The organism is Aliinostoc maniaoense, from assembly GCF_058172895.1.
This window is the reverse complement of sequence record NZ_CP187952.1, coordinates 1,311,039-1,323,619: the sequence shown is the minus strand read 5'-3', so window position 1 is coordinate 1,323,619 and position 12,581 is coordinate 1,311,039. Positions and strand designations below refer to the sequence as shown.

General features: G+C 42.4%; 9 protein-coding genes. 4 read left to right on the top strand and 5 right to left on the bottom strand.

Annotated features, from left to right (window positions below; genetic code table 11):
• The first annotated feature begins 118 nt into the window (after positions 1 to 118).
• Together ACPZ3T_RS05885 and ACPZ3T_RS05880 are read left to right on the top strand one after the other, a co-directional pair.
• Positions 119 to 1,759, top strand: coding sequence for an efflux RND transporter periplasmic adaptor subunit (locus tag ACPZ3T_RS05885; protein WP_490274298.1), 1,641 nt, complete (start codon positions 119 to 121; stop codon positions 1,757 to 1,759).
• Between the two features lie 25 nt (positions 1,760 to 1,784).
• A complete protein-coding gene (locus tag ACPZ3T_RS05880; protein ID WP_490274296.1) occupies positions 1,785 to 4,907 on the top strand; it encodes an efflux RND transporter permease subunit in 3,123 nt (1,040 codons plus the stop codon).
• Positions 4,908 to 5,304: 397 nt separating this feature from the next.
• Here ACPZ3T_RS05880 and ACPZ3T_RS05875 read toward each other — a convergent pair whose 3' ends face one another.
• From ACPZ3T_RS05875 to fldA, 5 genes are all read right to left on the bottom strand, one after another.
• Positions 5,305 to 5,862: a DUF305 domain-containing protein gene (locus tag ACPZ3T_RS05875; RefSeq protein WP_490274294.1), complete on the bottom strand. Its 558-nt coding sequence runs from the start codon at positions 5,860 to 5,862 to the stop codon at positions 5,305 to 5,307.
• Between the two features lie 161 nt (positions 5,863 to 6,023).
• Positions 6,024 to 7,418 carry a rhodanese-like domain-containing protein gene (locus ACPZ3T_RS05870; RefSeq protein WP_490274292.1) on the bottom strand — a complete coding sequence of 465 codons (1,395 nt, stop codon included), beginning with the start codon at positions 7,416 to 7,418 and terminating at the stop codon, positions 6,024 to 6,026.
• Between the two features lie 40 nt (positions 7,419 to 7,458).
• Positions 7,459 to 9,528 (bottom strand): copper-translocating P-type ATPase, encoded by a 2,070-nt coding sequence (locus ACPZ3T_RS05865; RefSeq protein WP_490274290.1) that lies wholly within the window; start codon positions 9,526 to 9,528, stop codon positions 7,459 to 7,461.
• A gap of 18 nt (positions 9,529 to 9,546) precedes the next feature.
• On the bottom strand, positions 9,547 to 9,933 hold the full coding sequence (locus tag ACPZ3T_RS05860) for a hypothetical protein (protein ID WP_490274288.1): 387 nt from the start codon (positions 9,931 to 9,933) through the stop codon (positions 9,547 to 9,549).
• A 69-nt stretch (positions 9,934 to 10,002) separates the two neighbouring features.
• Complete coding sequence (gene fldA / locus ACPZ3T_RS05855) at positions 10,003 to 10,515, bottom strand: flavodoxin FldA (protein WP_490274286.1); 513 nt, start codon at positions 10,513 to 10,515, stop codon at positions 10,003 to 10,005.
• Between the two features lie 317 nt (positions 10,516 to 10,832).
• On the opposite strand from fldA, the gene ACPZ3T_RS05850 reads away from it, so the two are divergent.
• Positions 10,833 to 11,435: a DUF411 domain-containing protein gene (locus ACPZ3T_RS05850; RefSeq protein WP_490274284.1), complete on the top strand. Its 603-nt coding sequence runs from the start codon at positions 10,833 to 10,835 to the stop codon at positions 11,433 to 11,435.
• A gap of 315 nt (positions 11,436 to 11,750) precedes the next feature.
• Positions 11,751 to 12,401, top strand: coding sequence for a GTP cyclohydrolase I FolE (gene folE / locus ACPZ3T_RS05845; RefSeq protein WP_490274282.1), 651 nt, complete (start codon positions 11,751 to 11,753; stop codon positions 12,399 to 12,401).
• Positions 12,402 to 12,581: the final 180 nt, after the last annotated feature.

The following is a 12,581-nucleotide window of genomic DNA, read 5'->3' as shown; positions in this document are numbered from 1 at the left end:
GCGATTTATCGCGTCTCTCTCACCGCCTCAATTTCACCCCAATTTCATCTTGAGGTGAAAAACTGGGATGAGGTATAGCACATCTCCTTTCCCCCGTAATTCAGGATTTCTGATAGCAATGTCAAACTCTCTGCGATGCCAAACACTTTTAATCATGCGTAGTGTCTATAGTACACTAGCCAGCTTACTATTCTTAGCAAGCCCCGCAGTAGTTCTAGCCCATGCTGGACACGGAAATGAATTTCAGGGAAGCAATGAAGCATCTAGTAATACTTCCGTGCAGGTAGATACGGAAACGGCTCAAAGGTTAGGGATAAAAGTTGCACCAGTCAAATCACAGCAACTAGCTATTAGCATTAAAACCACAGGTCAAATCGAAACCCTACCGAGTAAACAAGCGGAAGTGACTACACCCATTCCAGGCGCAAAAGTAGTTGAATTATTGGTAGAACCGGGTACTGTGGTTAAGAAAGGTCAACCTGTGGCTGTTGTCACCAGCCCAGATTTAGTCTCACTGCGTGTAGAATCACAAGAAAAACGCGCCGAAAGTCAAGCCGATTTACAACAAGCTTTAGCAGATTTAAAGTTAGCGCAACAAAACTATCATCGTTATCAACAAATTGCATCTGCGGAAATCGCCGAAGCTGAAAGTCAAGTAGCCTTTGCCCAAGAAAAATACAATAAAGATAAAGAATTAGCTGCGGCTGGTGCTTTACCCCAACGCAATGCTTTAGAATCTCAAACTCAACTCGCACAAGCTAAAGCACAACTTACTCAAGCCAATAGTCGCCGGGAAGTTATCGCCGCCGAAAATCAACTCAAACGCGCTCAAGCTGCTGTGGCTGTGGCTAAATCTCGCATGAATCTCAGTAGTGCCAACTATGAAACTCGCTTGCAACAACTGGGCATTCGTGGCAATAATCAAGGACTCGTGACAGTCACAGCCCCGATTTCTGGGACAGTAGCAGATAGAGAAGTTACTATCGGTCAAACTTTTAATGATGCTGGTAGCAAATTAATGACGATAGTTGATGGTAATCGTGTGTTTGCCACAGGTAATATTTATGAAAAGGATTTAGATAAACTGCGTCTAGGTCAACGGGTGAATGTTAAAGTTGCAGCTTTACCTGACCGCAGATTTACAGGACGCATTACTGTGATTGGTTCTGTGGTTGCTGGGGAGACGCGGGTTGTACCAGTGAAGTCCGAAATCAATAATCCTGGTGGTGTCCTCAAACCTGGAATGTTTGCCCAATTGGAAGTTCTCACTAATCAAACATCATCAGCAGTGTTAGCGATTCCCACTACAGCCGTTGTTGATGTTAATGGGAAGCAAAAAGTTTATATCCAAAACGGTAACGCTTATCAAGCAGTTGATGTTACTTTGGGTCAAACCTCTGGGGATATGGTGGAGGTGAAGACGGGTTTATTTGCGGGAGATTTAGTAGTGACTGTGCGTGCGCCGCAACTTTACGCGCAGTCATTACTTGGGGGAAATAAATCTAGTGCAGTTGAACATGAGGAAGCGACTACAGCAGTAACATCTCAGTTACCTGTACCACTGTGGTTGTTGGGGGTTGGTGGAGGGAGTGTGTTAATTACAGGAGCTTTTTTTGGGGGGGCTGTTTGGTCTCGTCGGCGGACTTCGGCAGTGAGTTTGAGTTTGGATTTGTCTCACGCAGAGGAGGACACTTGCGTGGGCGGCTCTGCCGACTTGAGCAAAGTGTCCGTCGCGCAGAAGCGCAGAGAGTTAGAGTGAGTTTTTTGGTGTTTGGAGTTGGGAAATGTTAAATGCCATCCTCAAATGGTCGATTGTTCAACGGTGGTTGGTGGTGTTGGGGGCGGTTGTAGTTACGTTTTTGGGTGTCTACAATCTGACTCAAATGCCGTTGGATGTGTTTCCTGATTTTGCACCGCCGCAAGTTGAGATTCAAACTGAAGCCCCTGGACTCGCTCCAGAAGAGGTAGAATCGCTGGTGACTTTGCCAATTGAAAGTTCTGTGAATGGTACGCCGGGAGTGGAAACGGTACGTTCTTCCTCGGCGGTGGGAATTTCTGTGGTGAAGGTGATTTTTAAGTGGGGGACGAATGTTTATCAGGCTCGTCAGTTGGTGACGGAACGATTGCAACAGGTGCAGGAGAAGTTACCGTCAGGTGTGGAAAATCCCCAAATTTCGCCGATTACTTCGCCAATTGGGACGGTGTTGCAGTATGCTTTCACTGCTGACACTACGCCATTAATGGAAGTGCGGCGTTTGGTTGATAGGGATGTGACGAATCGACTTTTGGCTGTACCTGGGGTATCGCAAGTGATTGCTTATGGTGGTGATGTCCGTCAGTATCAGGTTTTAGTTGACCCGGCGAAGCTGAAAGCATTTAATGTCACTTTGGATGAGGTGACAGCAGCAGCTAAGGCGGCTAATGTGAATGCGGCTGGTGGGTTTTTAATTAATCCTGACCAGGAAATTATTATTCGGGGACTGGGACGAGTTGATTCTATTGCACAGTTGGCTAACTCGGCAATTACAGCCCGTGATGGTAAGCCGATATTACTCCAAGATGTGGCATCTGTGCAAATCGGGGCGGCTTTAAAGCGTGGTGATGGTAGCCTGAATGGTCAACCTGCAATTGTGGTGATGGTGAATAAACAGCCGCAGTATGATACACCCACTGTAACTAAAGCAATTGAAAAGGCGATCGCTGAGGTAAAATTAGCATTACCCCCAAATGTGAAGGTAACAGAAACCTTTCGTCAAGAAAGTTTTATTACGGCAGCTATTGAAAATGTTACCAGTTCTCTCCGTGATGGTACTATCATTGTCTCCATCATCCTGTTAATGTTTTTGATGAACTGGCGCACGGCTGTCATTACTCTGAGTGCGATTCCTCTATCAGTTTTAATTGGGATGTTGATTCTCAATTTATTTGGTCAGGGAATTAACACTATGACCTTGGGTGGTTTGGCTGTAGCTATTGGTTCGGTAGTGGATGACTCAATTGTTGACATGGAAAATTGCTACCGGGGTCTACGCAAAAATCAAGCTTCAAGTAATCCTGAACATCCGTTTAAGGTGGTTTACGATACTTCCGTTGCAGTTAGAGTTAGCGTCATTTTTTCTACAGTCATCATTGCCGTAGTCTTTGCCCCCATTTTCACCCTTACAGGCGTAGAAGGGCGGATATTTGCCCCGATGGGTGTGGCTTATCTGGTATCAATTTTTGCATCTACCTTTGTAGCCATGACGCTTTCGCCTGCACTGTGCGCGATTTTATTGGCTCACCGTCAGTTACCTTCAGATGATACCTGGGTAAATGCTCTATCACAGCGACTTTATCGACCGTTACTTAATTTTTCCCTGCGCTTCCCGACAATTATTTTGGCAATAGCTGGAGCGAGTTTAGTAGCTTCTTTGGTGATTTTACCAAGTTTGGGTAGAGTATTTCTGCCTGAGTTTCAAGAACCATCTTTAGTTAATGCTGTGTTGCTGTATCCGGGAAGTTCTCTGTCAGCCACAAATCAAGTCGGGTTCGCTATGCAAGCGGCGTTGAAGGATGACAAGCGATTTAGTACAGTGCAGTTACGAGCCGGACGCGCTCCTGGTGATGCTGATGCGGGGGGTGTGAATTTAGGACATTTAGATGTGGAATTGACGAAGGAGGGGTTAAAAGATAGGAAAGCCAGTATAGAGAAGATACGGGCAGAGTTTGCCAAGATACCAGGAATTGCAGCTAATATTGGCGGGTTTATTTCTCACCGCATGGATGAGGTATTATCAGGAGTGAGAAGTGCGATCGCTATCAAAATTTTTGGCTCAGACTTAGCCGAACTGCGTCAAATTGGGACGGAAGTACAAGCAGCTATCAAAGATATACCCGGACTGGTAGACTTACAACTTGAACCCCAAGTCCCCATTAAACAAGTACAAATTAAATTTTCCAGAGCCGCCGCAGCTCGCTATGGTTTAACAATAGGTCAAGTAGCAGAAATCACCGAAACTGCTTTGAATGGTCGTGTTGTTTCGCAAGTATTGGAAGGACAACAATTATTTGACTTAGTAGTGTGGTTACAACCAGAAGCACGCAATAATTTAGACGTTATCCGCAACTTATTAGTTGATACCCCCGCAGGACAAAAAATTCCCTTAGCACAAGTCGCCAGTATTGACTATGGAACAGGCCCCAACACGATTAACAGAGAAAATGTCTCACGTTTAATTGTCGTTTCTGCTAATGTTTCTGGTCGAGATTTAGGTTCTGTCGTTGATGAAATTCAAGCTAAAGTTAAGCAATCAATTCAGTTACCCACAGGTTATTTTATTCAATACGGCGGACAATTTGAATCAGAACAACGCGCTACTCAAAACTTATTGGTATTTGGAGGATTAGCAGTTGTAATTATTGCTGTCTTTATGTACTTTGCAGTGAAATCTATGGCTGCGATGTTGATGATTATGATTAACTTACCGTTAGCATTGGTAGGCGGTATATTTTCCATAGCTTTAAGTGGCGGAATTATTTCTGTAGCTTCCTTAATCGGGTTCATCACTCTATTTGGAGTAGCCACACGCAACGGACTTTTATTAGTAGACAACTATAATAATAAATTAGCTGAAGGAATGCCTTTAAGAACAGTGATTTTTGAGGGTTCAATGGAAAGATTAGTGGCTATTTTAATGACAGCTTTAACTTCAGCTTTGGGCATGATACCTTTAGTAATTGGTACGGGTGCGGGGAAGGAAATTCTTCAGCCTTTAGCTGTTGTGGTGCTGGGAGGATTGTTTACTTCTACAGCGTTAACATTATTAGTTTTACCTGCTTTATATGCTCAGTTCGGTAAGTTGTTAATGCCAAAACAAATGTCAAGTGTTGAACAAGAAAAGGGAGTTGGAGCAGTATTGGAGTGGTAATACCATATTTAAAAAACTCAGTGCATGGTAAAAAATTCTTCAGCTAACGTGGGATGAATACCGATAGTTGAGTCGAAATGGCGATCGCTGCTTGCTTGCGCTGTCCCTTAGTAGCGAGCAGCATCGCGCATATTTTTAACTATTCCCTTTTGAAGAATCTCTGCATTTGCACTTACTACTTCTGTAGAAGATGACATGGGTGCTGTCTCACCGATTACTACAGAGGTACTAACAACATACCTTTTCTAGTGGACAAACAGATATGTTGGCAGATTTTGGACAATTTGCCTTGATATTTGAACACAAAGTATGGACATATTTAACATAAAGGTAATTGTAGCTATGTTGCAGCTTAAATGCTGATTAGCTTAGGCCTTCACAACGAAAACCTGCTTATTTACTGCACTGCTTCTCTAATCTGACGCTCCATATCAGGGGTTATTTCGGTCGAGCGAGGGGGAAGCACCGCCGCCCCCCGTTCTCCGTTCCGCGCAATATCATCGAGGAGCGACTGCATCACAGCTATTTCACGAACCTGCGACGCAATTATCTCATCCGCAAGTTCGCGAACGCGCGGATCGCTAATGTTTGCCTTCCGCGAACTGTTAATGGCAATTGAGTGGTGAGGAATCATCGACTTCATGAAGGTGACATCTCCGATCAGTGCCTGGCTTCTATTCACGGAGAGCAAAATCAAGCCGAGCGCGGTAGCCAAACCGAGAACTGCGATCTTGATTCCTACTCCTTGGTACATCGACCACATAAAGGAAAGCATCACAACGGTCATCACGCACCCCATCACCAATGAGGCGATCAGTCGGTTTACACTAAACATTGCGTGATCCAGTGAGTATATGAGCTGATACATCAAGAAGAACATGATGAAAGTTGAGGTCGCGATCATCGCCGCAAATCGGTTCCAGCTCATTCCTGACATTTGTTTCTGTTGATTCATCTTGCTTCTCCATCGGATCGCCATTATTTCAGAATAGTGCTTTGGCTCAACTCCCCGCATCACTCCTAAGTATTGAGCCAAAATATGTATAAAAAGCTACAAATTACCATGAAAAGCCTTGCTATATATAATTTTGAGCGTTTTTATTGAATCCTCAGAATTTACCTTGGTTGTTGTACTGGCAAATTTTCATTCTTCCAAGCAATCCACGAACCGGGTATATTGATAACGTTTTCAAAACCGTGTTGTTGCAAAATACTGGCGGCAATTGAAGCCCGATAGCCACTACCACAGTAAGTAACAATTGTTTGATTTTTATCCAATTGGTCTAAGTGTTGTTCTAGATGAGGCAGGTAAATATGCTTGGCTCCTGGCACGTAACCATTTTGATATTCACTGTCGCTGCGGACATCCAAAATTGTTAAATTTGAATTTTCTTTGTGTTGATTTAACTCTTTGACAGTCCACTCACCTACTTGTTGCAAAGGTAATCCGGCATTTTGCCAACTTGTCATACCATCGTGTAAATAACCAGCTAAGTTGTCGTAACCAATGCGGAACAAATGTTCTACTACCAAAGATACATCGCGATCGCTCTCCACTACTAGCAAAATAGTTTTATCCGGATCAATCATCCAACCAACCCAAGCTGGGAATGATGAGGTTAAAGCAATATTAATTGCACCCTGAATATGTCCACCACCAAAAGCTAGAATTGAACGAGTATCAATAATTACCGTATTCTTATCCTGCATTTGTTGCTGGAATTGCTGAACCGATAATGGTGCTAAAGTCGGTACGCATCCCAAAACTTTTGCACCTTTAGCATTAACCTTTTTCAGATAAGAATAGTAGGTAGGTGGTTCGGGCATTCCGCTTAAAATCCACTCGACAAACTCTGACTCTGTTCTTTCTTTAAAAGCTTGACTAAAGATTCGTTCATTACCGATAGTGCTTTGTTTTCTGTCTCCTATCGAACGTCCGCAGGCAGAACCCGCACCGTGACAGGGATAAATTTCGATTCTGTCTCCTAAAGGTAAAATCTTATCGAACAGAGAATGATAAAGTTGTGCGGCTTGTTTTTTCTCTGTACCAGTACCTAGCAAATCAGGTCTTCCCACATCTAAATTAAATAGTGTATCGCCAGTGAATAAACCAAATGGCTCTTGACCTTGCTGGGCATCACATATATGCAAACAAATGTGTTCTGGTGTATGTCCGGGTGTATGCAATACACGCAGCGTAATTTTACCCAAATGTAACTCATCACCCTCTTTTAAGGAGTGCAAATCGAACTGGTAATCATCGCTTTTTCCACCGTAAATTGTAGCACCCGTCCTGGCTTTGAGTTCGTGGGAACCAGAAACAAAATCCGCATGGATATGAGTTTCGATGATATGAGTAATTCTCAAACCGCGCTTTCTAGCCATTTGTAGATATACATCCGCATCGCGCTGTGGGTCAACTACAGCCACTACACCTGCCTTATCATCACCAATTAAGTAAGATAACTGAGCAAGTCCTTCTGCATTAATTTGTTCTAAAACCAGTGCCATTGTGTTTCTCCTTAAACTCTGCTACCTGGTGCGTTTAAAACTAAGCCAACTTCGCCCGTCGCAACATCACAGCATTAATCGCCACAATCACCGTTGACAAACTCATTAATAATGCTCCCACCGCCGGCGAAAGTAAAATTCCCCAAGTGTACAGAACACCAGCCGCTAGAGGAATAGCAATCACGTTGTAACCTGTTGCCCATGCAAGATTTTGAATCATTTTGCTGTAGGTTTTTTGGGCTAAATTCAAGGCTTTAACTGCGTCTAAAGGATCATCTTCAATTAACACTAAATCCGCAGATTCAATTGCTACATTAGTTCCTGCACCGATCGCAATTCCAATATTAGCTTCTAAAAGTGCAGCCGCATCATTAATGCCATCACCAACAAAAGCAGTTGCGCCTTCCTGTTTCAATTGTTTAATAATACTCACCTTATCTTCCGGTAAAACACGGGCATAATAACGCTCAATACCTAAATCTTCAGCTACTGTCCGCGCTACAGCTTCCGCATCTCCGGTAATCATGACTACTTGAATATCTTTTTCTTTGAGTCGGTTGACTGCTTGTCTTGCCTGTTCCCGTACTTGGTCTGCCATTGAAATGACAGCCACAGCACTTTTAGCCGTCATTAACACTACTGCACTTTCACCACGTTCATCTGCTATATCTAACCCTTGACGCAGAGATGATGGCAATGTCAGATTTTGTTCTGTCACCCACTCTGGACGACCAATTCGGTAAGTTTGACCGTTAACTTTCCCCTCAACTCCCCGTCCTGTGACAGTCTTAAAATCAGACATCTGAAGTAAATCAAGTTGACGGCGTTCGGCGGCTTCTACCACGGCTTGCGCTAAGGGGTGTTCAGAAGAAGTTTCTAAAGCTGCGGCTATGGTTAAGGCTTGTTCTTCACCTAACGAATCACTCACAATTCTTTGCACGGCAAAACGTCCTTCTGTGAGAGTTCCCGTTTTATCAAAGGCCATATTTTTAATATCTTTTGCCCGTTCTAAAGCATCTCGGTTTCTCACCAAGATGGCGTTTTTAGCAGCTAAACTTGTAGAGTTGGCAATTACCAAAGGGATAGCTAAACCGAGGGCATGGGGACAGGTGATTACTAATACGGTAACGCTACGGTTGACAGCAAAGATTAAATCACTAAAGTATAGCCAAATTACAAAAGTTAGAGTGCCAACTGCGATCGCAATTATAGTTAACCAGTAAGCTGTCCGGTCTGCTAAGACTTGATATCTACTTCTAGAACCCTGCGCCTCTTCTACCAAGCGCATAATCTGATTAATCGTAGTTTCGCCACCTACACGAGTCACTTTAACTTTAACTGAACCCTCACCGTTCACCGAACCAGCTACTACTTCATCCCCTTGCTGTTTAGTAACCGGACGAGATTCACCAGTGAGAAAAGATTCATTAATGCTAGTTTCTCCCTCAATCACAACGCCATCATTGGGGACTTGCTCCCCTGGACGAATCAATACAATATCTTCGGCTTGAATTTCACTCACTGGCACATCTTCAACTTGACCATTCATGAGGCGATGGGCTTGGGCAGGTAAAAGTTGTGCTAAATTTTCTAAAGCTCGGCTAGCACTTTGTACAGAAGCCATTTCAATCCAGTGACCTAGCAGCATAATATCTACTAGGGTTGCTAGTTCCCAATAGAAAGGCATTCCCCGCAAACCAAAAGAAACAGCCAAACTATAGGCAAATGCCACTGTAATTGCCAGTGCAATCAGCGTCATCATCCCGATTTGGCTGTGCAGTTCATTCCAAGCACCTTTGAGAAATACCCAACCACCGTAAAAATAGATGATGATGCCTAAAATTGGGTTAATCCACTGTGAACCAGGAAAGGCGATCGCTTCATAATTTAACCAATCTTGTAGTTGAGTAGAAAAATACAAAATCGGCAAAGTTAACAGCAAACAGATAAAAAAGCGACGTTTAAAAATTTCCGGGCTATGTCCGGCGTGCTTACCATGTCCAGCGTGTCCACCATGTTGTAAATGCCCTGGTGGATGCTCAGAATGGTGTTGATGTTCGTGATGTTCGTTAACCGAATGTGTAGCTGTTCTCCTCTTGTGATTTGTCATGATTAATAGCACTCATTATTATTGTTTTGGCATTGCATTACCAGTTCCCATCATTTGGTTCATCTGCTGCATATTTCTCATCATTTCTTGCATTTGCATCATCATTTTTTGATGGTGTTGTTCTCTTTGTTGTGGACTCATCCTTTGCATCATTTGCTGCATTTGTTGAGGTGTCATCTGGGACATTCTCTGTTGCATTCGACCCATATTGATTTGCATTTGTCCCATCATTTGCTGCATCTGTCCCATCCGTTCCATCATTTCTCCATGATGCTGATACATCTGTTTCACACTCATTTCTGAGCTTGGCTGAGAAGAGTTAGTTTGAGCAATAGACGGGACAGCACTCAATCCTAATAGAGTCAGAACAGACACCAAATAATTAGCAATAGTTATATTGCTCATAATCATTATTTGTTCACTTTTTAATTCAAGTTTTTAACATCAATCTAGATCAGTAAGTAATTTATTCCTCTAGAAGCCAAACTCCTGTTTAAGTTGAGCCACCCAAGTTTTGATTCGTTCCTCGGTTAAATCAGATTGATTATCTTCATCAATAGCAAGACCTACAAATTTACCATCACGGAGTGCTTTAGACTCAGTAAATTCATAATTATCTGTAGGCCAATAACCCACAGTTTTACCCCCTAATTCTGATATTTTTTCTTCTAAAATGCCCATTGCATCTTGAAATGTATCAGGATAACCAACTTGATCTCCTGCCCCGAAATAAGCTACCTTTTTACCAGAAAAGTCAACATTATCTAGCTCATCATAAAAACTTTCCCAGTCACTTTGTAATTCACCAACATTCCAGGTGGGGCAGCCAAGAATGATATAACCATATTTAGTAAAATCATCTGGTTCTACTTGGGTAATATCATGTAATTCTACAGTGTTTTCTTCACCAAACTCTTTTTGAATCATTTCTGATTCAGTTTGGGTATTCCCTGTTTGAGTCCCAAAAAATAAACCTATCTTAGCCATACTTAACTCCTTTGCAAGATGGTCAACTGTACTTTGAAGTGAACTTGCTTCTTAGCTTTACCTTAAGAATTAGCTAGTTTTTAAACATCTTCCATATGAAGGAAAAAAACTTATTCCTAATGTCATATAGCAAATTTCATCTAATTTTCATCTTCGTATGTTTAGCTAAAAATGTAGACAGTATTTATTGATAACAAACTAAATACTTTTTGACATATTAAGGCATTGCCGTTGACTCTCCACTTAACTAGAGAGTGTAAAATAGCAAAAATGTATTGAATATCTCAATACTAAAAATTGCTGAGAAGGTGTGAACAATGCACAAACGCTTTTCTGATTGGATGAGTAAGTTGCTTCGTTATTTGTTGGCAGTGATTGTTACCACTGGAGTTGTAGTAACTACCTATGTAGGATTCAATTTATTGCATCAAGAAGACAGTGTTACAGCTAGCAATTATCCACAAGTATTAGCTGAAAATTCTACATCCCTGCTCAACGTCAGTCTTTGGGACAAGCCAACTGAGTCCTATTCAGGAACAAAAGACATGATAGTTTATCGCACTCCCTCTTGTGGTTGCTGTGGTGCTTGGGTGGAACATATGCAAAAGCACGGGTTTAATATCAAAGCAGATATCAAAACCGATGAGGTGGAAGCAATTAAACAAAACTACCACTTGCCTCAAGATTTAGCATCTTGTCACACAGCAATTATTGATGGCTATGTTATGGAAGGACATATTCCCGCCGACGATATTAAGCGTTTTCTGAAACAAAAGCCTCAAGTTGCAGGTTTAGCTGTACCAGGTATGCCTTTAGGAACTCCAGGGATGGAATCAGGAGATAAAAAACAGCCATTTACTATCATGGCATTTGATAAATCAGGTGCAGTTACAGCGTTCAAAGAGTATCAATCTTACTAAGATAAATAACCAGATTCATGAAAAATTGCGGTGATAAACAAGTTACATCGCCCTCAGTTTATCACCCTCACGGCGGCCAGTGCTGAAACGGCTATGGCTGCTAGGTATGGCAAAAATTTAATACTGCTCAAATTTCAGTACAGCCTCAAATTAAAATAACCAAGTGGCATAAAAGTGCGATCGCTTTTTGGGATTTGTTTATGAGTTTCATGAAAATTACCTATACACAATGAGTGTTAAGATATATTACAATTTCTCAGGGTCAGTATTCAAACTGCTGGCTGATTTGTATAAACATTCTCAGAAAACTCAGACATGACTCTATCGATTAGTCCCGATCTCACTGCTACCAATCAGGTATTGTTATCTTTAGCATCCCCAGAAAAGCGCACCGTCACAGAAGCAGAAATGATGCAGGCTGTGCGAACTCTGTTGATTGGATTAGGAGAAGATCCAGACCGTGAAGGGTTAAAAGATACCCCTAAAAGGGTGATGAAAGCCCTAAAGTTTCTCACCAAGGGATATCATGAGTCTTTAGAAGAACTTTTAAATGGCGCAGTCTTTACAGAAGATGCCAATGAAATGGTACTAGTTCGGGACATTGATATTTTTAGTTCCTGTGAGCATCATATTCTACCGATAATTGGCCGCGCTCATGTTGCCTACATTCCCAATGGCAAAGTAATAGGATTATCTAAAATTGCCAGAATTTGTGAAATGTATGCACGACGCTTACAAGTGCAAGAACGTCTGACTGTGCAAATTGCCGATGCTTTGCAAGAGTTACTCCAACCTCAAGGGGTAGCAGTAGTTATAGAAGCCACTCATATGTGCATGGTAATGCGTGGTGTCCAAAAGCCAGGTTCTTGGACTCTTACGAGTGCCATGCGTGGTGTTTTTGCTGAAAATACTCTCACCCGCGAAGAATTTATGAATTTAATTCGGCACAATGCCAAGTTTCATTGATTCAATTAGGGGTGTAGGGGTGTAGGGGGCAGGGGAGCAGGGAGCAGGGGGAGAGAAGGGAGACAAGGGAGACAAGGAGAGACAAGGGAGACAAGGGAGACAAGGGGGAGAATAACTTTTGAATTTATATGCTCATTTTGCTCTCGCCATCTTCTATGCTCCTTTGCTACTATTTCCTGA